We start from the raw sequence: 20,780 nt of genomic DNA, 5'->3' as shown, positions 1-20,780 counted from the left end.
CTCTCGCAGGAGTGTCGCTTTTTGCGATGTCGTCGGTTTCGGCGCTGGCCCAGCAAACGACGGGCGGACCGACCGTGCTCGATCCGCTCGTGGTCATCGGACGCTCGGAGGGCGAGCCGCCGGCAACCGGAACGGTCGGACAGCCGCCTGCTCCCTTGCCGGGCGGACAGGTCGCCTCCGGCGTGCGGCTGGGTGCGCTCGGCAACCGTTCCCTTCTCGACACCCCCTTCAGCGCGGTCAGCTACACTGAAAAGCTGATCCGCGATCAGCAGGCCCGATCCGTTGCGGACGTCACGCTCAACGATCCGTCCGTGCGCGCCGATGCGCCTGCCTACAGCGAACGCGATTCCTTCTTCATCCGCGGCTTCTCGGTCACCAATCTCGACACGCTTTACGATGGTCTTCCCTACATCGCCAATCCGCGGCGTCACTTTCTGGAGGGCATCGAACGGGTCGAGATTCTCAAGGGGCCGACCGCGCTCGTGAACGGCGGAACGGGCCGCGTCGGCGGCACGATCAACCTCGTCCCGAAGCGCGCCACCGATGAACCGCTGACGCGGCTGACGACGACCTATCTTTCCGATGCGCAGATCTGGTCGCATGTCGATTTCGGTCGTCACCTCGGCCCCGAAGGAGAATGGGGCGTTCGCTTCAACGGCTCCTATCGCGCCGGCGACACGGCTTACGACAATAACGATGTGCAGGTCGGCGTCGCATCGCTCGGTCTGGACTATCGGGGCGAGCGCGTTCGCGCCTCGCTCGATCTCAACCACTCCACCCAGAACATCGACGCACCGACCTCGCTGTTCAACGCGGTTGCGCCGGGCGTCGCAATTCCCCGTGCCCCGGACGGCCGGATCAACGCGGCGAACCCCTTCGAATACCATGACAGCACGTACAACATGGCGGCCGGCCGTATCGAGTTCGACGTTCTGCCGAACACGACCGTCTATGCGGCCGGCGGTGCCAGCCGCTACCGCGAGGACTTCCTGACAACGTCCTACACTATCGGCGACCCTCGCCTTGTCAGTCCCGGAGTAGGCGACGCGCAGGCCGACTTTGGGTTCAACCCGCAGGAAATCCAAGGTTTTTCAGGCGAAGTCGGGCTACGTTCGGAATTCGACACGGGTGCCATCGGCCATCAATTGAGCATCTCCGCGGCCAGATCTTTGAACGAGAACAACCGGGGCGAATTCAATCCACGGGCGCTCGGCTTCCCAAGCTATCCTACCAATATCTATGATCCGGTCTATCTGCCCGGCGGTTCCGTCGACACGAGCGGACTCCCGCGCTCGAACGAGTTGATACCCTTCGCCGATCTGGTGTCCACCAGCATCGCGATTTCCGATACTATCTCCTTCTTCGATGAGCGTTTCCAGTTGACGCTTGGCGGGCGCTATCAGGATATCCGCTCGCGCGCTTTCAACACCAATCCGGCGCGCGGCACGGTCGGCGAGCAGACCTACTTCTACGAGGACGCCCGGTTCAGCCCGGCGGTCGCGGCAGTCTTCAATATCAATAACAGCCTGTCCGTCTACGCCAACTATGTCGAGGCGCTGACGGAAGGCGAAATCGCGCCCGTCACCGCCGTCAACTCCGGCGACATCCTGCCACCTTTCGTCAGCGACCAGAAAGAAATCGGCGTCAAATACGATCTCGGCTCGTTCGCGCTGACAGCGGCGCTGTTCGAGATCAGGCAGGAAAGCGCCTTCACCGACCCGGCGACCGGAATTTTCTCGGCCGACGGCCTGCAGGCCAATCGCGGCATCGAGCTATCCATTTTCGGCGAACCGATCGAGGGGCTTCGACTGCTCGGCGGCATCACCTTCATGGACGCGCAATTGGCCAGAACCGCCGGCGGAACGTTCGAGGGCAACAGGGCGCGCGGCGTTCCGAAAACCGCAATCAGCCTTTACGGCGAGTATGACATGCCTTGGCTGGCCGAAGGGCTGACCCTGACCGGCCGGGCGCTCTACAATGGCAGCACCTATTATGATGCAGCCAACACCCAAAAGGTTTCGGACTGGACGCGCTTCGATGTCGGGCTGCGCTATGCGCTCGAAGGGCCGCATGGCAAACCGGTCGAATTCAGGGCCAATGTCGAGAACGTCTTCAACGAGAATTATTGGGCCTCGTCCGCACGCGGGTTCCTCGCGGCAGGGGCGCCACGCACGTTCACGCTGTCCGCGTCGTTTGACTTCTAGACGGCGGGCCGTTTCGAGAAAATCAATAGTCGCATCCGCAAGGGTGCGGCCGTGTCGATCTTCGTTCTTCTGGTCGAGATCGTCATCTATCTCGTGGTCCTGTGGTTCGTCATCCGCTTCGTCTGGCCGGTCATCATCATGATGCCGCTGGCCTTCGCTTTGATGATCCTGGAGATGGCGCGCCTGTTCGTCGAGGATTTTCGCCGGCTCACAAGCCGGGCAGGTGCGGCGGAACAATAGGAAACGGCGATGAACTGGCGTGACATCGAATACGAAAACCACGGCCAAACGGCGGTGATCACACTCAACTGTCCAGAAAAACTGAACGCCGTGCGCATATCGACGCTGGACGAGATCGTCGCCGCTCTGGACATGGCCGGCCGACACCGATGACGCCGTCAGGGCGATCGTGATCACCGGAAAGGGCCGCGCCTTTTGCGCGGGGACGGATATCAGCGACGGGTTCCAGCTTCGGCGGCGGCGGATTCGCGCGAAGGCGCGGCGGCATTCGCCGAACGCCGCGCCACCGCCTTCACATCGAAGAGCGACGCAAGCTTCGTGCGATCCTGGTAACCGCAGGCTTTCTGAAAGCTCAGACCTTGCCGCGCCACGGCACCAGCACACGTTCGAGCCAGCGCATGACGAGTTCGATCGAGTAGCCGATGATGCCGATGATCACGATGCCGATGACGACCGTGTCGGTCTGCAGGAAGTTCTTCGCGATCATGATCATCGAGCCGACGCCCTGATCGGCGGCGACGAGTTCGGCGGCGACCACCGTTCCCCAGCACACACCCATGGCCGTGCGCAGGCCGGTGAAGATTTCCGGTAGCGCGTTCGGCAAGATGACGTGGCGCAGGATCTGCAAACGCGAGGCACCGAGCGAATAGGCGGCATGGACCTTCGAGACGCGCACGTTGGAAACGCCCGAACGGGCGGCCAGCGTCATGATGAAGAGCGACGCGAGGAAAAGAAGGAATATCTTGGCGAACTCGCCGATCCCGAACCACAGGATGATGAGCGGAATCAGCGCCAGCGGCGGAATTGGCCGCATGAATTCGACGATGGGATCGAAGAGCCCGCGCGCGAGTGACGACAGTCCCATGGCGAAGCCCAGCGGTATGCCGATCACCGCGCCGTAGAACACGCCGGACAGAACGCGATAGACGCTGATGCCGATATGGTTCCAGAGGGAGACGTTGCGAAAACCGTCGGTCATGAGAATTTGAAGCCGGTCGATGGCGGCGCCGATGGGCGGCCAGTAGAAGGGCTTCACCACGCCGGCGGCGCTGGCGATGATCCAGGCGGCAAACAGAATGACGACGATGAGAATGGAGTAGAGACGACCGGAATTGACGGCGCTGGCGTCTCCGAACTTGACCGTCTTCTGCCGTGTGAAGGAATTGTCCGCGATGCCGAGCCAGACGGCCAGGCGGGATGGCTTTTCGGGCTCAGGCACTCGCCGTCTCCGTCACTGCATCATGGCCCATGATGGCCTCCTCCATGCTCCAGATCATCGACAGCACCTCCTCGCGCGTGCGCACGAATTCCTGTGTCGCCTTGACCTTGCGGGGATCCTGCTTGAGCGCCTGCTCGGCGAAATCCAGTCGGTATTCCTTCACGATCCGGCCCGGCCGGGGAGCCATGATGATCAGCCGTTCGCCCAGAAGCAGCGCCTCTTCGACCGAATGGGTGATCAGCATGATCGTCTTGCCCGTTTCCTTCCACAGACGAAGGACGAGACCCTGCATCTTCTCGCGCGTCAGGGCGTCGAGCGCGCCGAGCGGTTCGTCCATGAGAATGACGCCCGGGTCGTTCGCCAGGCAGCGCGCGAGCGCCACGCGCTGCTGCATGCCGCCGGAAAGCTGATAGACCGGCTTCGATTCGAAGCCGGTCAGCCCGACCACCTTCAGCAATTCCGCGACGCGCGCGGCGGTCTGTGATTTCTTCTTGCCCGCCATGTCAGGACCGAACGAGACGTTGCGCTCGACGCTCAGCCATTCGAAGAGCGCGCCCTGCTGAAACACCATGCCCCGGTCCGGCCCCGGCCCGGTCACGCGCTGCCCGTCCACCCGCACCGCGCCGCCCGAAGGCGCGAGGAAGCCGGCGACGATGTTCAAAAGCGTGGTCTTTCCGCAGCCCGACGGACCGAGGATCGAGACGAGTTCGCCTTGCCTGATATCGAGCGCGACATTGTCGAGCGCATGCACAGACCCGCCATTGGGCAGCGTGTAGTGCATGGACACGGTGTCGATTTCTATCGAAGACAACCTGTCCACCTCCTGGGAAAATCGGGATGCGATCGCTCCGACCGCGCGAGGCGGTCGGAGCTTCGGCATTATTCGGAAAGATAGGTCGTGTTGAAGAAGGGCTCGTAGTCGTCCAGCGCCTGATCGAGATTGCCGCTCTCGACCATCAGGTCCGCCACGCCTTTCGCGGCCTGTTGCACGCCGCCGCCCATCCAGTTGTCGCCGAGCTGCTCCTCGACCGTGGGGAAGCTGAACATCGACAGCATCTGCTTGGCGGGCTCCAGATCCATGCCCGCCGCGCCGGCGATCTTTTCCACATCCGCGTCCGGTGCGGCATCATGCGCAGAATTCGCATTCGCCGTGACCTCGAGGAAGGTTTTCACCAGTTCGGGGTTTTGATCGGCGAAATCCTTCTGGACCGAGATGATGTCGAAGGTATTGATGCCTGCTTCTTCCTGTTCCGCGCCGGTCATCAGGGGCGAGCCGACTTCGCGCATCCGGTCCAGCGCGCCGCCGAAGGCACACGCCATCGGCACGTCGCCGCGCACCAGCGCCACGGCGGCGTCGGCAGGGTTCATCTGGACGAGGCTGACCTTCGAGGCGTCGACGCCGAGAACTTCGAGGGTGCGAAGAAGCTTGTAGTGGGTCACGTTGCCGATGGGCGTTGCGACGCGCTTTCCCTCGAGCTCGCTGGCATTGTCCTTGGTGATGCCTGCGTCGTCGCGCACGATGCAAAGATCGTTCTCGGCGTAGCTGACCGCGACCCCGACCATCTCCAGCGGCGCGCCGCTCGTCACGCCCACGACGAAGGGGACGAAACCCTGGCTGTATGCGATCTGCACATCGCCGGAGACCATCGCCTGTGTCATCTCGTTGCCATTGCCGAATGCGCGCCATTCCACCGGAACGCCCATGGCTTCGTCATAGGTCTTGTCGACCTGGGCGACCTGATTGGCCGTTGGCCATTCCAGAAAATAGGCGACAGTGACCTTGTCGACCGCGCCGGCGGGATAGGCGGCGAACCACATCGCTCCCGCCATCAAAACGAGTTTCAGATTCCGAACCATCGATTAACCTCCATTGCCCTTGATTTTCTTATGTTCCCAAGTCCGAGTGGGCCATCAGCAGCCGTTCCGACGTAGTTCCAGTTGTATCGGATTGATATTGCCAGTTTCATCTGCCAGTGTCTGTCCGTCGATGTGCGGACGGCTTGAGCAGTCAGGCTTTCATTGATGCGCCAGAAGGCGTTCCGGTGCCGTAAAAGCGATCATCATGGGCCGAAATCGTCCAAAAGCCAGAAACAGGTTTCCAGGGCCGGATATTTCGCGAAATGCGCTGCCCGTTTGATGTGCAGGTTTTAACAGGGGTGGGGCGATGCCAAAGACGCCGGAATATTTCTTTCTCGATCCCCTGTCGCAGGAAACGCTTCAGCAGCAGATTCAGCGTTTCATGTGCGAAGCCATTCTCGCCGGTCGCTTTCTGCCGGGCGAGCGCCTGCCGTCGAGCCGGAAGCTGGCCGATCATCTGGGCGTCAGCCGGATCACGGTCACGCTTGCCTACAGCGAACTGGTCGCCAACGATTTCGTCGCACCGCGCGGGCGGTCGGGCTACTACGTCTCGCAAAAGGCGCCGCGTCAGGTCTCGTTTCAGCCTCGCGCCGAATCGCACCCCGGCGGCGTCGACTGGTCGAGGGCGATCGGCCAGCGCTATTCCGAGCAGGTGCTGCCGGCCAAGCCGCAGCACTGGCGCGACTATCGATACCGGTTCATCTACGGCCAGTCGGACGACGGGCTGTTCGACCACCGGAACTGGCGCAGATGCGCGATCCAGGCGCTCGGAAAGAGGGATTTCGCGTCGACTTCGGCGGATTATTTCGAGCGCGACGACGCCGAACTCATCAAATACATCGCGCTGCATACGCTGCCCAATCGTGGCATTCAGGCGCGGCCGGAGGAAATCCTCATCACGCTCGGCGCGCAAAATGCCCTGTGGCTGGCCGCTCAGGTGCTCCTCAACCAGCGGCGCACCGCCGCGATGGACGATCCGGGCTATCACGGCCTGCGCGCGATCCTCAAACACACGCGCTGCGAACTGGTGACCAATGCGGTCGACGGCCGCGGAACGGTGTTCGAGAATCTCCCCGAACGGACGAACGTGCTGTTCGTCACGCCGAGCCACCATTGCCCCACCAATGCGACGATGCCGGTCGAGCGACGATCGGAGCTTCTGCAACACGCGCGGCTGAACGATTACCTGATCGTCGAGGACGATTACGAGTTCGAGATGTCGTTCCTTCAGCCCCCCGCGCCGGCCATCAAGTCGCTCGACCGAGATGGCCGCGTGATCTATGTCGGCTCGTTTTCGAAGTCCATCTTCCCCGGCTTGCGGCTCGGTTATCTGGTCGGGCCGCAGCCCTTCATCAAGGAGGTTCGCGCGTTGCGCGCCGCCGTGCTGCGACATCCGCCGGGCCAGTTGCAGCGCACGGTGGCGACGTTTCTGGCGCTCGGATATTACGACGCCCTCATCGCCCGGATGACCAACGCCTATCGCGAGCGGCGCGCCGCGATGGAAGCGGCGATCGCACGCACCGGGTTGAAAAAGGTGGACAATATCGTGTCGGGCGGCTCCAGCTTCTGGATGGAAGCGCCCGCTCACGTCGATACGCGCAAGCTTGCCGCCGATCTCGGTTCGAAGGGCGTCCTGATCGAGCCGGGCTATACGTTCTTCCAGAACGAAGCATCGGCGTGCAACTTCTATCGCCTCGCTTATTCGTCCATCGAGCCGTCGCTCATCGGCCGTGGGATCGAACTTGTCGCCGAGGCGATCGCAGACTACGTGCCCGAGACACAGGCCGGACTGGAGCCGGAACCGGCATAATCAGCGACTTCGGCGGCGGCCTGTACGCCGGTGATGGCGATCATCGCGAAGACATCCTCTGTGCTGCATCCGCGCGACAAATCGTTGGCGGGACGCGCAAGACCCTGAAGGATCGGCCCGATCGCCGTCGCACCGCCGATGCGTTGCGCGATCTTGTAGCCGATATTGCCCGCTTCCAGATTGGGAAACACGAAGACGTTGGCGTCGCCGCCGGTCGTCGAGCCGGGCGCCTTGGCCTTGTTGATCGCAGGGACGAAGGCGGCGTCGAACTGAAGCTCGCCGTCGATGGCGAGATCGGGTCGCAATTGCTTCACCCGTTCGGTGGCCTGCCTGACCTTGTCGACGCGCGCATGCAAGGCGCTGCCCATGGTGGAAAAGGACAGCATGGCGATGCTGGGCTTGTGCGCGCAAAGCCGGGCGTAGGAGTCTGCCGATGCGATGGCGATGTCGGCCAGTTCATCGCAGCCCGGTTCCACAACGAGGCCGCAATCGGCGAAAAGCAGCGCGCCTTTCTTCGCCTGTTCGGGGTCGTTCAGCATCATCAGGAAGAAACTGGAAACGAGCTTTGCGTCGCGGGCACGGCCGATGATCTGCAAGGCGCAGCGAACCGTATGCGCCGTGGTTGCGACCGCCCCGCCGACCATGCCGTCGGCCTCACCCTCGCGCACCATCATCGCGGCAAATCCCATCGGATCGCAGATCGCCGTTTCGGCATCTTTCCGTGTCGCACCCTTGGCGTGTCGCAACTCATGGTAACGTTCGATGAAGCGCGCGGAATGAGGCGAAGAGGCGGGGTCTTCGATGCGCAGATTCCCGGCTTGTGATTTCCCGATTGCCGCCTCTATGCGCGCCCGGTTGCCGACGAGGATCGGCATCGCGATTCCGTCGCGGTGTGCCAGCATGGCCGCTTCCTGTACGCGCGGGTCTTCCCCTTCGGCCAGGACGATGCGTTGCGGCGCTTTCCTGGCCGTTTCAAGGAAACGGTCTAGCGTGTTCATGCACGGTGTCCTCCTCACCTGATGATTTGCAGGCCCCCTAGAACGAAGAGAGCGATGAATGCGGTCTCGGCCACGATCAGCAGGACGGCCGCTCCTCCGACGTCGCGGATGCTCTTGAACGACGTCTTCATGCCGACCGCCGCGATGCCCGTCAGCAGCGCCCAGCGCGAGGCTTCCACGAGGAGATCGCTGACGAGTACGGGAACCAGCCCCGTTGAGGAGATGATCGCGAGCACGATGAAGCCGATGACGAAACCCGGCACGAGCGGCGGGCGCGGTGCGTCAGGTGCCACTGGAGCGATGTTTCTTAGAACCAGCGAGAATATCAGGACGACAGGAGCCAGAAGCGTAACGCGCACGAGCTTGACCAGCGTGGCGGTCTCACCGGCCTCTTCGGAAATGGAAAACCCGGCTCCGACGACCTGTGCCACGTCGTGAATGGTCGCGCCGATGAAGATGCCGGCGGCGCGATCGTCCAGCCCCCACATGCCGACCGCGACGGGATAGATCATCATGGCGATGGTCGAAAGAACCGTCACGCTGATGACCGTGAAGATGAGGTTGCGTTCCGAATGTTCGTTTCGCGGCAGGACGGCTGCAATCGCCATGGCTGCCGAGGCGCCGCAGATCGCCACGGAACCGCCGGTCAGTAGCGCCAGCCGGAAGCCGCGTCCCAGAAGCCTGGCGCCGGCGAGCGCGATCAGGATCGTCGCAACGACGGCGGCCACGATCAGCGCGATCGTGGAGGCGCCGACGCCGACGAGCAGATCGGCGCTCATGCGGATGCCCAGAAGCGCGACGCCCACCCGCAGGACCGTCCGCGAGGTGAAGGCGATGCCGGGAACGGCGCGGCCCTCTTCGGACAGAAAATGAAAGGCGATGCCCAGAAGCAGTGCCATCAGCATGGCCGGTGCGCCATAATGGTCGGACAGGAACTGCGAGGCGAGCGCAACGGTGGCGCAGATCAGGACGCCGGGTGCAAGGCGTATCGCCGGAGCGCCCTTCACGGCGAGGAAACGTGACATGGTGGCGGACATCGTGCTCATGGGCATGTGCTATTGCGCGACGGGATGCCGGCCCGGCGTTCCGGGCGGCGACGGCGCAGCGGAGGCGCTCACCGTTTTTCATCGTTGAATTGGTACCATCGGTACATCATCCGCTGGCCCAGCCTGCGGAACGGCGTGAGCAGGCCATGATGCGGCAGTGGGGACGTGAAGATCGGAAGGTCCGGTTCCTTGCCGCTGCCGGCGATCATCTGCGCCATGCGGCGGCCGGCCTGTGCCGAATACATGACGCCGTTGCCGCCATAACCCATCGCATAGAAGATCGATTGCTCGCGGTCCGGCTGGAAGATGCGCGGCATCATGTCGTGACTGACATCGACCCAGCCCCACCAGGAATAGTCGAGCTGCACGCCGTCCAGCGCGGGGAATTTGCGCTTCATGCCATCGATCAGCACATCGAGATGTTTCGCGTTGGGGGCATCACGCCCGGTGATCGCGCTGCGGCTGCCGATCTGAAAGCGCCCGTCCGGCATGAAACGGTAGTAGTGGCGTAGCGTGCGCGTATCGGTCAGCGGGAACCGCGCCTTGAACCCGCAAGCCTCGATTTCCGCATCCGAAAGGGGGCGGGTGACGACCGAGTTCGACAGGATCGGCATGAGCCGATGACGCGTCAGTTTGTTGAGATCGGGGCTCGTGTAGCCTGCGGTCGCAAGGCCGACGGCGCGCGCGCGTACCGTGCCGCCTGGGGTGTGCAGGTGATGCACGCCGCCGCGCGTTTCCCAGGACTGGACCGGGCTCGCCGTGTGGATCTTCGCGCCGAGCGAACGCGCCAGCTTGTGATAACCGAAGGCGAGCTTGGCGGCGTGGATGCCCATGCCGTCGGGTTCGTACATCGCGCCCGCCGCCTCGCGGTCCGCAACGAAATCGGCATGAACCTCGTCGCGCGATAAAATCCGGCTTGCATATCCGAACGTGTCGTTGAGAAGCGCCGACTCCTTTTCGAGCGCCGGCATCACCGAGGGCTTGTGCGCGATGTAGAGATGTCCGCCATCCTGCGCTTCGCAGTCGATGTCCTTGACGAGATCGCGGAACAGATCGAAGGCCTCGGCGATTTCGGCGTGCATCCGTCTGGCGACATCGATGCCCCAGCGCTCGATCCACTGCGAACGCTTCAGGCGGCCCGAGGAAATCTGGGCCTGTCCGCCGTTCCGGGTCGAGCAGCCCCATGCGACGCGATTGGCCTCCAGGACGGTGGCCTTAATGCCATGTTCGCGTGCCAGATGGATCGCGGCCGAAAGTCCCGTATAGCCGGAGCCGATGATCGCCACGTCGCAATCGACGTCCCCCTGGATCGGGCCGTCGTCGGCGGGCGGCGTGCCCGCCGTGCCGATCCAGTAGGTCGGGGCGTAATCGCGATTGATACCCGGTCCTTCGTCGGTCACGGGATCGTATTGCGGGTCATAGGGAGCGAAAAGCGATCCAACCGGCTTTTGCATGGCGGCGGCCAACCTTACTTTGCGGGGAGAACCGGGCGTTGCTTGCGGAACGCCTGCTTGTGGACGAGCTTGCCGTCTCGCACACGGAAGATGTCGGCGCCCTCGGCCTCGATCCGCGTTCCATCCGCATTGGTGCCGCTGAAGGTCCATTGCGAGAGCGCCCGGTCGCCCTGCACCAGATGGCCGTGATGATCCCATCGCGCATCGGGCATGGCAGAAAACGTTGCCGAGAACGCCTTGGCGATCGCGCCGGCGCCTTCGTGCCGCGCGCCGTGAACGTCCGGCCCGGCGACCGCGTCGAAGACGCAATCATCCGCGAAATAGGACATGACGGCGTCGATGTCGTGCCGGTTGAACGCATCGAACAAGGCCGCCAGATCGTCGGTCGTGATCGTTTCTTCAGCAGGGGTCCAAGACATCGTCGCTCTCTCTTTCGACCGTTTCTGCGGATCGCCGGCCCCGTTTTTCCCTTTCTCGAAAGAGACGCGAAGGCTGCAATCAACCCTCTTTCCATGCTGGAGCGCCTGCCAAAGGCATATATCCAGTGTGGGCACAGTTTATAGCCAGTCAGGCGTGGAAGGTATGGGGTGGGCCTGGTCAGTCCGGCAGGGTGCGCGCGAGTTTCCTTGCCGTCTCGGTGAGCACGCCGAGTTGCTGCTGCGCCTTGTCGAGACTGAAGCGGGCCGTCGGCCCATGGCAGGCAAGGGCGGCCTGAACGATGCCGCGCCGGTCGCGCACGGGCACGGCGATGGCGCTCAGTCCGAGCATGAACTCCTCGCGGTCGAGACTATAGCCCCGTTTGGCGATAGCCTCGAGTTCCAGTTCGAGCCGGTGCGGATCGGTAATGCTGTTCGGCGTGTCGGGCGTGAGTTCGGTCAATTCCAGCATGCGTTTGCGCCGCGCCGGCTCCATCATGGCGAGCATCAGCTTGCCGCTAGCGGTGCAATGCAGCGGAACCCGTGAGCCCGGTTCGAGGTGGACGCGCAGCGGCCAGCCCGCCTCGACGCGGTGGAGATAAACGACCTTGTTGCCGGAGATCGTGGTGAAGTTGCAGGTTTCGCCCAGTCGTTCGACCGCCGCTTCCATGATCGCCCGCCGCTCTGTCGTGACGCCCCAACTCATGAGATCGAAGCCGAGCCGCATGAGCTTCGGCCCCGGCGTGTAGTGCCTGCCGCCCGGCTCGCGGATCAGATAAAGCTCGGCTTCGAGCTTCTGGCAAAGCCTGTGGACGGTCGGCTTGGGAAGGTCGAGCGCCCGGCACAAATCCGGAACGACGAGCGGACGGCTGCTGGCCGCGACCGCGACCAGAATATCCATGCTGCGATTTACCGCCGTGTCTGCCATGCGAACACCTCCCGCTCTCCTGCCATCCGCTCCCGGCAGAGCCGAGAATGCCGTCAAAATCGACCCAAATCAAGTGTTGTCTCATTTAACGAGACGTTACGTCTCATTAATTTGACAAGCACTCTTGTTTGAGCCACCTTCCGCACCGTTCCCAGGGAGGAAATGGGAAATGGATCACGAAACGGAATTCGATTTCGTCGTGGTCGGAGGAGGATCGGCCGGTTGCGTCCTTGCAAACCGTCTGTCGGAAGACGGTCGGTATAAGGTTGCTTTGCTCGAAGCTGGGCCGAAGGATCGCAGTTTCTGGATTCATCTTCCGATCGGCTACGGCAAGACGATGTGGGACCCCCGCATCAACTGGAAGCTTCAGACCGAGCCAGAACCGAACATGGACGGGCGGCGGATCTACTGGCCGCGCGGCAAGGTGCTCGGCGGTTCGAGTTCGATCAACGGATTGATCGTCATCCGCGGACAGGCGCAGGACTACGACCACTGGCAGGAACTGGGAAATCCCGGCTGGGGATTTCAGGATGTGCTGCCGTACTTCATCAAGCTGGAAAGCAATGCCGATCTTGGCGACGACCAGCTTCACGGGAAAAACGGTCCGCTCAAGGTATCGAGCATCAGGTCGCGCAACGAACTGGTGGAAGCGATCATCGCGGCGTCTGAGAACATCGGCATACCGCGCACCGAGGATTTCAACGGCCGCGAGCAGGAAGGCGCCGGCTATTACCAGTTGACGACCCATAATGGCTGGCGGACGAGTTCGGCCGTCTCCTATCTGAAACCGGCGGGAAACCGCGACAACCTTGCGATCCTGACGGACACGACGGCAACGCGTATCCATTTCGAGGGAAGGCGCGCCGCCGGTGTCCATGTCGTCACGCGAGGCCGGGAGCGCTTGATCGAGGCAAGGCGCGGGGTTGTGCTTTCGGCGGGCGCGATCCATTCGCCGCATCTTCTGATGCTGTCGGGCATCGGACCCGCCGACCAGTTGCGCGGCAACGGCATCGCCGTGCGTCGCGATACGCCCGGCGTCGGCGCAAACCTTCAGGATCATCTGCAGGTCCGGCTGATCTATCGCTGCACCCGTCCGATCACCACGAACGACCAGCTCAATTCCTTGTTCGGGCGCATGCGGATGGGGCTGCAGTGGGCGTTTTCGCGCAGCGGGCCGCTGGCCGTCGGGATCAACCAGGGCGGTATCTTCACCAGGGTTCTGCCCGAGTCGCAAACGCCGGATGTCCAGTTCCACATCGGCACGTTGTCGGCGGACATGGCTGGCGGCAAGGTTCACGATTTTTCCGGGTTCACCATGTCGGTATGCCAGCTCCGGCCGGAAAGCCGGGGCGACATCAAGCTCGCCTCGCCCGATCCGTCGACCGCACCGAAGATCTTCGCGAACTATCTCGATGCCGAGACCGACAGGCGCTGCGCCGTGGAAGGAATGCGGCTGGCGCGCAAACTGGCGCGCACGAAGCCGCTTTCGGACTATGTCGCCGAAGAGGTCGTTCCTCGGGCGGGCGAAAGCGACGAGGAACTGCTCGCATCCGCGCGCGCGCATGGCGCGACGATCTTCCATCCGGTCGGCACCTGCAAGATGGGTCCGCAGGACGATGCGCAAGCCGTCGTCGATTCACGTCTTCGGGTCAGAGATTTCGACGGGCTTTGGGTCGCCGACTGTTCCGTCATGCCGACGCTGGTTTCCGGAAACACCAACGTGCCCGCGATCATGATCGGCGAGAAGGCGGCCGACATGATCCGGGAGGATGTGAAGTCATCGACAATCGGGAGGAAAACGCATGTCGAAGTCCAAGCCTGAAGACCAGAAGCAACTAAGGCGCGTCGTCTATGCGAGCGTCATCGGTTCGACCATCGAATGGTACGATTTCTTCCTGTACGGGATCGTCGCCGGCATCGTGTTCAACACGCTTTACTTTCCCTCGGACGATCCGATCGTATCGATCCTTCTCGCCTACGCCACCTTTGCGGTCGGCTTCGTTGCCCGCCCCGTCGGCGGCGTGATTTTCGGCCATTTCGGTGACAGGATCGGCCGGAAGAGCATGCTCGTCCTGACGCTGCTCATCATGGGCGTGGCGACGGTCCTCATCGGGCTGCTGCCGACCTATGAACAGATCGGCATCGCGGCACCGATCCTGCTGCTGCTTCTGCGCATCGCGCAGGGTCTCGGCATCGGCGGCGAGTGGGGTGGAGCGGTTCTGATGGCGTATGAATATGCGCCGAAGGAAAAGCGCGGCTACTTCGCCAGCCTTCCGCAGCTTGGACTTGCGATTGGTCTTTGCCTCGCATCGGGCGTCACGGCGATCATGTCGCTCCTGCCCGACGATCAGTTCATGGCCTGGGGTTGGCGCGTCGGCTTCATCGCCTCGATCCTTCTGGTCGCGGTCGGGCTCTATATCCGGCTGAAAATTCTCGACACGCCTGAATTCCGCGAGGTCAAGGAAACCGGCAACGAGGTCAAGATTCCCTTCGTCGAGATGATCCGCAAATATCCGAAGAACATCCTTCTGGGCATGGGCGCACGCTATATCGACGGCGTGTTCTTCAACGTCTTCGCGGTGTTCTCGATCGTCTATCTGTCGCGCTATGTCGGCGTCGAGCGCACGGATGCGTTGTGGATCGTATCGATCGCGGCCGTCGTGATGTGTTTCTCGATCCCCTATTTCGGCAGGCTCTCAGACAAATGGGGACGTCCGAAGACTTATGCGATCGGGGCTCTGGCGCTGGCCATCTGCACCTATCCGGCGTTCTGGTTGATGAGCAGCGGGTCGTTGCCGCTGATCGCCATCGGCATCATCATTCCCTTCGGTATCGTCTATGCGATGTGCTACGGCCCGGAGGCGGCTCTCTTCTCCGACCTTTTCGACGCAAGAGTGCGCTATACGGGCATTTCCTTCGTCTATCAGTTCTCGGGAATCTTCGCGAGCGGGCTGACGCCGATCATCGCTACGCTTCTGATCGACCGGGGCGGCGGTTCGCCTTGGTGGCTGTGCGCCTACGTCGTCTTCGCCGCCCTGGTGTCGATGTTCTGCGCCATGGCGATCAAATCGGAACCCGTCGGAAAGCTCGCTACGACTAATCCTGCCGCCGTGCTGTCCAAATAGCCGGATGGTATCGATGAACTCGATGACGCGCCTCAGGGCGCGTCGTCTTTGCCTGTCAGGCCGTCGCCGAACACATGGCGGCGCACGCCGCCTCCGCGCCGGCGATGTCGAGCGCATCCGAACGGCCGATGGCGACGATGCGCAGCGCGGGAGGCCGGCCGGCCTGATCGTGCGGTGCGATCGTCCAGTGCGAACCGGCCTTCTGGACGACGGCGATGCTTCCGTCTTCGATGCGCACGAAGCCCTTGAGCCGAAAGATGCCCAGATCCTGCCGGGCCAGTAATTTTTCCAGGGCGCTGCGGGACACGGGCGCGGGCATCGTGCGGGTCCAGCTTCTGTAGCTGTGATGGTGATGTCCATGGGGCACGGGTGCCCGCACCGTGTCGGCGGGCACATCGAACTCGCCGAGAAGCACTTCGGCCGCGATGCCGCCTTCCGCCACGACCACGCATCCGGTATTGGGCGGTGTATAAGGTCGCCACAGCGTTTCAGCCGCCGAAAGACCGGCCGCATCGCAAAGATCGGCCTTGGAAACGACGATCAACGATGCAGCGGCGAGTTGCCGGCAGATCGTGTCGGCCAGAACCGGATCGGCCAGCGACGCCGCGATGTTGACGGGGTCGACGACGGTCACGGTCCCGCGATGATCGAGCATCGGTTCGGCGAGCGCGATCTGGCTCAGCCGGCCGGGATCGGCGACCCCGCTCGTCTCTATGACCAGATGATCCGGCAACGTTGCGGAAGACAGGATGCGGTCGAGCGAGGCGAACAGATCGTCGCCGAGCGAACAGCACATGCAGCCATTGGCAAGCGCGATCGTGTCGCCGTCCCGCGCGACGATCAAATCCTCGTCGATCGCCACTTCGCCGAAATCGTTGACGAGAACGGTGATGCGCCGGCCATGCTCCTGCGAGAGGAGGGCGTTGACGAGTGTCGTCTTTCCGGCACCCAGATAGCCGGTGACGATCGTGACCGGCAGTTTGCTCATGCCATGAAAACCCGGCCGCCGCAGACGGTGCCGAGAACGGGCACGTCGCGCAGGGTTTCGGGCGAAACAGCGGTCGGATCGTCGCCCAGAACGGCGAAATCCGCGCGCTTGCCCGTTTCGATCGAGCCGATCTCCCCGTCCAGACCGAGCGTATAGGCGGCCCCGAGCGTGATGGCGCTGAGGGCTTCCGCGACGCTGATGCGCTGGGCTTCGCCGAGCACGCGTCCCTTTGGGGTCAGGCGGTTGACCGCGCACCAGGCCGTCTGGAGCGGTCCCATGGGCGTTACCGGCGCATCGGAGTGGATGGCAAGCGGCACGCCGTGGTCAAGCGCCGAGCGTGCGGCGTCGAGCCGAAGCGCGCGGTCGACCCCCATCGTCAGTTCAAGATGCTGGTCGCCGAAGAACCAGATATGGTTCGAAAACAGATTGACGCAAAGGCCGGCAGTCGCCATCCGGCGGAATTGCGCGTCGTCGGCCATCTGGCAATGCTGGAGCGTGTGGCGATGTTCGAGCCCGCCATGCTTTCGCACCGCCCGCTCGATCGCACCGATCGCGACTTCGGAGGCCTCGTCGCCATTGACATGGATATGCATCTGGACGCCGGCCGCGTGCAGCGCGTCGACGAGCGCCTCCAGCCGTTCCGGCGGCGTATTCCAGATGCCGTTCGGCGCTCCGTTGATGTAGCCCGGCCATTTGAGGCGCGCGGTATAGCCCTGGATGGAGCCGTCCGTCATCAGCTTGACCGCGCCCAGCCGCAGCATGTCGCTGGTGCGCGCGCGCAGCGCTAAAGCCCGTTCGACGATACGCTCCGGCGTGTCGCTCATGCCGTTGAGGGCGGGTACGATGCGCAGCGGAAAGTCGTCGCCGCCCGTTACGGACAAAAGCGTGTCGACATCCTCGTCGGGCAATTCGGAAATGAGGTCGGCCGAAGTGGTGACGCCGACCCGCATCGCGGTCTGGCCGAAGGCGCGGATGCTGCGGGGCTCGCGCGACAGCGCGCGAAAGTCGATCTTCAGACGACGCATGACCGGAAACATCGCGGCCATCTCCTGCAACTCGCCGTTCGGCTCGCCGTCGGTGCCGCGCAAAACGCCCTCCGCAAGCGTCTCGCGCGTATAGCCGGCAAGGGCCAAAGCCGCCGAATTTACCGTCATCAGATGGAAATTCGAATGCATGATGACGATCGGACGGCTGGAGGAAACAGCGTCGAGATGTGTCCGGTTGAGGCGTTCGGTCGGCAGGAAGATCGGGTCGAAACCCCAGCCGATGAGCGGCGCATCCGGTTCGAGGCGGCTTTCGGCCTCGCGCAGGCCGGCGATCACCTGTTCGATGTCGGTCAGCCCCTTCCATAGCTTGCCCGACGGATCTTGCCGGTCCTGATAGCCGGCATAGACATACTGCCACATGGCCCCCGCCATCATGTGCGCGTGCCCCTCGACGAAACCCGGCATCAGAACGGCATCCGCAAAGCGTGTATCGAGCGTACCGCCGCCCCACGCCGTCGCGACTTCGGCATCGCCGACGGCGAGCACCCTTCCATCGCGTACGGCGACATGCGTCGCGACGGGACGGTTCGGGTCCATGGTGAGTATACGGCGTGCCTTGAAGACGGTCGTCGCGGCCATTCGTTTCCCCTTCTGTTTGCCAGCGACGGTACCGTCTTGCGTCATTTGCAGAAAAATAGAATTTTTGTAGTCTGAAACCGCTATTTTTTGGAGGAATGGTCGATGCACTTCACGCTGAAGCAACTTCGCTATGTCGAGGCGGCCGGCCGGACGGGCTCGATCGTCAATGCGGCGACCGAACTGTCGATCTCCCAATCCTCGATCACCGCCGCGATCGACGCGCTGGAACACGATCTCGGCTTCGACCTGTTCGTGCGCATGCCGGCCAAGGGTATCGTGGCAACCCCGATCGGGCGCGAAACGATCGACCGCGTACGCGGCTTCCTCGAACAGGCACGCCATCTGGAAAGCGATTTGCGTTCGATGCGCGGAGACCTGGCGGGCACCTTGTGCATCGGGTGCTACGTCACCACCGCGCCGCATGTCCTGCCGCTCATTTTGCGTGGGTTCGCCCGCGACTATCCCAATGTGGGCATCGATATTTTCGAAGGAGACATGGCGACCGTCAGCGAAGCGCTTTCGGCGGGGCGCGTCGATGTCGCGCTGACCTATCAGATGCTGGTTCCCGGCCGTCAAGGGATCCTGCCGCGCGATGCGGGTTTTTCGCCCCTGTTTCCGGCAAGGCCGCACGCGGTCATCAGCAGTGATGATCCGCTGGCACGGCAGGAAGCCGTGACGCTCGCCGAACTTGCCGAACTGCCGATGGTCCTTCTCGACCTGCCTTATGCGACCGATTATTTCATGGGGCTCTTCCGCAGCCACGGCCTGGAGCCCAAGGTGGCCCATTCAACGCGGTCGTCGGAGATCGTCCGGGCGCTCGTCAGCGGCGGTTTCGGCTTTTCGATCCTCAATTTGCGCTCGCTCAGCCAGGAGGTGGACGCCGGTTTCGTCACCCGGCCGATCCGCGACGACGTCGGCGATCCCGAATATGGTGTCGCGACGCTGAGCGGTATTCGCCGACCTCGGATCGTCGATGCCTTTCTGGGGCATTGCGAAAAATTGCGAGCCGACAACGCGTTCGCCCGCCTCGTGGTCGGCAAGCCGGCAAAAAGCTAACCAGTAGGTCTTTATGGCTTATAAAACGAATTTTTCCGAGGGATGCCCTTTCGTTACGGTAAGTCAGGCGAAACAAAAACAGACGCCGGGAACCGTCATCGAAATGGGGAACATTGCCATGAAGTTTTCGAGAAGGCTGCTTCTCAACTCTGCGCTGGCCGCCACGATTCTCGCAGCCGCGCCGGCCCTGTCGCACGCGCAGGACATCGAGCCCGGAGGCTCCGTGGTCGTCGTGTCGACGCAGGCCCCCCGCCATCTCAATCCGGCCGTTCAATCGGGTATTGCAACGGCGGTTCCCGGTACGCAGATTTTCGCGTCGCTTTTGAAATACGATGAGAATTGGCAACCGCAGCCTTACCTCGCCGAAAGCTGGGACGTTGCCGAGGACGGCCTCAGCGTCACCATCACGCTGGTGGAAGGCGCGACCTTCCACGACGGCGAACCGATCACCTCCGAGGATGTTCGCTTCTCGATCATGACGGTGCGCGACAATCACCCGTTCCAGACCATGTTCGAGCCGGTTTCCGATGTCGAAACGCCCGACGAGCGGACGGCGGTCATAAAGCTGTCCAAGCCGCATCCCGCGCTCCTGCTGGCGATGTCCGGCGCACTGCTTCCGATTATTCCCGAGCATGTCTATGGCGATGGACAGGACGTGCAAGTCCACCCGGCCAATTCCGCACCGGTCGGTTCGGGTCCGTTCCGCCTCGTCGAGTTCGATCCGGGCAGGCAGATCACTCTCGAACGATACGAGGATTTCTTCATCGAGGGGCGTCCCTATCTCGATCGCATCGTCATCCGCATCGTCAGCGATCCAAGCTCGATGGTTTTGGCGCTGGAGGCGGGCGAAGCCGATATCCTGCCGTTCCTGACCGCCTCGCAGGATATCCGCAGGCTGGAATCGGGCGAGGGGCTTGCCGTTACCAATCGCGGCTACGAAGGTATCGGCGCCATCAACTGGCTTGCCTTCAACACCAACAAGGCGCCGCTCGACGATATTCGCGTGAGGCAGGCCATCGCCTATGCGATCGACCGCGACTTCATCGTCAATGCGCTTCATCGCGGCGTCTCCGCGCCGCAGCGCGGTCCGATCGTCGAATCGAACCCGTTGTTCAACGAAAACGTCGAGGCTTATGACCTCGATCTCGAAAAGGCGACCGCGCTTCTCGATGAAGCTGGGCATGCGCCGGATGCGAATGGAACGCGGTTCACCCTGACAGTCGATTACCTGCCCGGAACTGGCGAACAGCAGCAGAACATCGCCGAGTATCTTCGCTCGCAATTGCCCAAGATCGGTATCGCCGTGGAGGTGCGGGCATCGCCGGACTTTCCGACGTGGTCGCAGCGCATCTCAAGTTTCGATTTCGATCTGACGATGGACATGGTCTTCAACTGGGGCGATCCCGTCATCGGCGTTCACCGCACCTACCTGTCGTCGAACATCCGCGAGGGTGTGATCTGGTCGAACACACAGCAATATTCGAACGATCGGGTCGATGAATTGCTCGAAGAGGCGGCAGTCGAAAACGATCCGGAGCGTCGCAAGGCTCTTTACGACGAGTTCCAGACCATCGTCACGGATGAACTGCCCGTCTACAATATCAACCTGATCCCGTACCACACGGCCTATGATGAGCGTCTGGGCAATATGCCGGAAGGCATATGGGGCCTCATGCAGTCCATGGACGAGGTGTACTGGATCGAGCAACCCTGACGCTCATGAGGTGCTTCGGCCTTGCCGGGCCGGGGCACCCATCCGCAGGTGGGGATTTCCCCGTCCTGCATGGTCCGCACCGAAGCAAGGCCGCCGTCCT

At 62.7% G+C, this 20,780-nt stretch carries 18 protein-coding genes; 8 read left to right on the top strand and 10 right to left on the bottom strand.

Features of this window, described 5'->3' with window-relative positions:
* Positions 1-26 precede the first annotated feature (26 nt).
* Genes GTW25_RS03725 through GTW25_RS03715 form a run of 3 tightly spaced genes read left to right on the top strand, consistent with a single transcriptional unit; the run spans position 27 to position 2,597 of the window.
* The gene (locus GTW25_RS03725; RefSeq protein WP_252910697.1) at positions 27-2,204 is read left to right on the top strand and encodes a TonB-dependent receptor; all 2,178 of its coding nucleotides are present in this window, start codon (positions 27-29) and stop codon (positions 2,202-2,204) included.
* 51 nt (positions 2,205-2,255) lie between these two features.
* Positions 2,256-2,444, top strand: a complete 189-nt coding sequence (locus tag GTW25_RS03720; protein WP_252910502.1) for a hypothetical protein — start codon at positions 2,256-2,258, stop codon at positions 2,442-2,444.
* A gap of 9 nt (positions 2,445-2,453) precedes the next feature.
* Positions 2,454-2,597 (top strand): hypothetical protein, encoded by a 144-nt coding sequence (locus GTW25_RS03715; protein ID WP_252910501.1) that lies wholly within the window; start codon positions 2,454-2,456, stop codon positions 2,595-2,597.
* A 199-nt stretch (positions 2,598-2,796) separates the two neighbouring features.
* On the opposite strand, the gene GTW25_RS03710 is transcribed toward GTW25_RS03715, so the two are convergent.
* The 3 genes from GTW25_RS03710 to GTW25_RS03700 form a co-directional block, all read right to left on the bottom strand.
* Complete coding sequence (locus GTW25_RS03710) at positions 2,797-3,663, bottom strand: ABC transporter permease (RefSeq protein WP_252910500.1); 867 nt, start codon at positions 3,661-3,663, stop codon at positions 2,797-2,799.
* On the bottom strand, positions 3,656-4,444 hold the full coding sequence (locus GTW25_RS03705) for an ABC transporter ATP-binding protein (RefSeq protein ID WP_290127890.1): 789 nt from the start codon (positions 4,442-4,444) through the stop codon (positions 3,656-3,658). The genes GTW25_RS03710 and GTW25_RS03705 overlap by 8 nt, the downstream gene beginning before the upstream one ends.
* Before the next feature lie 98 nt (positions 4,445-4,542).
* Positions 4,543-5,520, bottom strand: coding sequence for a taurine ABC transporter substrate-binding protein (locus GTW25_RS03700; protein ID WP_252910498.1), 978 nt, complete (start codon positions 5,518-5,520; stop codon positions 4,543-4,545).
* Between the two features lie 307 nt (positions 5,521-5,827).
* Here GTW25_RS03700 and pdxR point away from each other — a divergent pair, with 307 nt between their 5' ends.
* Positions 5,828-7,330, top strand: coding sequence for a MocR-like pyridoxine biosynthesis transcription factor PdxR (pdxR, locus tag GTW25_RS03695; RefSeq protein WP_252910497.1), 1,503 nt, complete (start codon positions 5,828-5,830; stop codon positions 7,328-7,330).
* Here pdxR and pta read toward each other — a convergent pair.
* The 5 genes from pta to GTW25_RS03670 all read right to left on the bottom strand — a co-directional run bounded on the left by pta (position 7,285) and on the right by GTW25_RS03670 (position 12,172).
* Positions 7,285-8,328, bottom strand: coding sequence for a phosphate acetyltransferase (gene pta / locus GTW25_RS03690; protein WP_252910496.1), 1,044 nt, complete (start codon positions 8,326-8,328; stop codon positions 7,285-7,287). The genes pdxR and pta overlap by 46 nt on opposite strands.
* Positions 8,329-8,342: 14 nt before the next feature.
* Positions 8,343-9,365, bottom strand: coding sequence for a YeiH family protein (locus GTW25_RS03685; RefSeq protein ID WP_252910696.1), 1,023 nt, complete (start codon positions 9,363-9,365; stop codon positions 8,343-8,345).
* 77 nt (positions 9,366-9,442) lie between these two features.
* Positions 9,443-10,828, bottom strand: coding sequence for an NAD(P)/FAD-dependent oxidoreductase (locus GTW25_RS03680; protein ID WP_252910495.1), 1,386 nt, complete (start codon positions 10,826-10,828; stop codon positions 9,443-9,445).
* Between the two features lie 14 nt (positions 10,829-10,842).
* Positions 10,843-11,220 (bottom strand): nuclear transport factor 2 family protein, encoded by a 378-nt coding sequence (locus tag GTW25_RS03675; RefSeq protein WP_252910695.1) that lies wholly within the window; start codon positions 11,218-11,220, stop codon positions 10,843-10,845.
* 205 nt (positions 11,221-11,425) lie between these two features.
* Positions 11,426-12,172 (bottom strand): IclR family transcriptional regulator, encoded by a 747-nt coding sequence (locus GTW25_RS03670; protein ID WP_252910494.1) that lies wholly within the window; start codon positions 12,170-12,172, stop codon positions 11,426-11,428.
* Positions 12,173-12,341: 169 nt separating this feature from the next.
* Here GTW25_RS03670 and GTW25_RS03665 point away from each other — a divergent pair, with 169 nt between their 5' ends.
* On the top strand, positions 12,342-13,994 hold the full coding sequence (locus tag GTW25_RS03665; protein ID WP_252910493.1) for a GMC family oxidoreductase: 1,653 nt from the start codon (positions 12,342-12,344) through the stop codon (positions 13,992-13,994).
* Positions 13,975-15,297 (top strand): MFS transporter, encoded by a 1,323-nt coding sequence (locus GTW25_RS03660; RefSeq protein WP_252910492.1) that lies wholly within the window; start codon positions 13,975-13,977, stop codon positions 15,295-15,297. The genes GTW25_RS03665 and GTW25_RS03660 overlap by 20 nt, the downstream gene beginning before the upstream one ends.
* Positions 15,298-15,352: 55 nt before the next feature.
* Here the strand turns inward: GTW25_RS03660 and GTW25_RS03655 are convergent, their stop codons facing one another.
* A complete protein-coding gene (locus GTW25_RS03655) occupies positions 15,353-16,285 on the bottom strand; it encodes a CobW family GTP-binding protein (RefSeq protein ID WP_252910491.1) in 933 nt (310 codons plus the stop codon).
* A complete protein-coding gene (locus GTW25_RS03650; RefSeq protein ID WP_252910490.1) occupies positions 16,282-17,910 on the bottom strand; it encodes an amidohydrolase in 1,629 nt (542 codons plus the stop codon). Before GTW25_RS03650 ends, GTW25_RS03655 begins: the two co-directional genes overlap by 4 nt.
* Positions 17,911-18,012: 102 nt before the next feature.
* Between GTW25_RS03650 and GTW25_RS03645 the strand changes: the two genes are divergently transcribed.
* Together GTW25_RS03645 and GTW25_RS03640 are read left to right on the top strand one after the other, a co-directional pair.
* Entirely contained in the window at positions 18,013-18,966 is a 954-nt protein-coding gene (locus GTW25_RS03645) for a LysR family transcriptional regulator (protein ID WP_252910489.1), read from the top strand.
* Between the two features lie 118 nt (positions 18,967-19,084).
* Positions 19,085-20,680 (top strand): ABC transporter substrate-binding protein, encoded by a 1,596-nt coding sequence (locus tag GTW25_RS03640; protein ID WP_252910488.1) that lies wholly within the window; start codon positions 19,085-19,087, stop codon positions 20,678-20,680.
* Positions 20,681-20,780 lie beyond the last annotated feature (100 nt).

The sequence above is a fragment of the Aliihoeflea aestuarii genome, from assembly GCF_024105665.1.
Lineage (GTDB): Bacteria > Pseudomonadota > Alphaproteobacteria > Rhizobiales > Rhizobiaceae > Aliihoeflea > Aliihoeflea aestuarii.
This window is presented reverse-complemented; position numbering and strand designations above follow the sequence as displayed.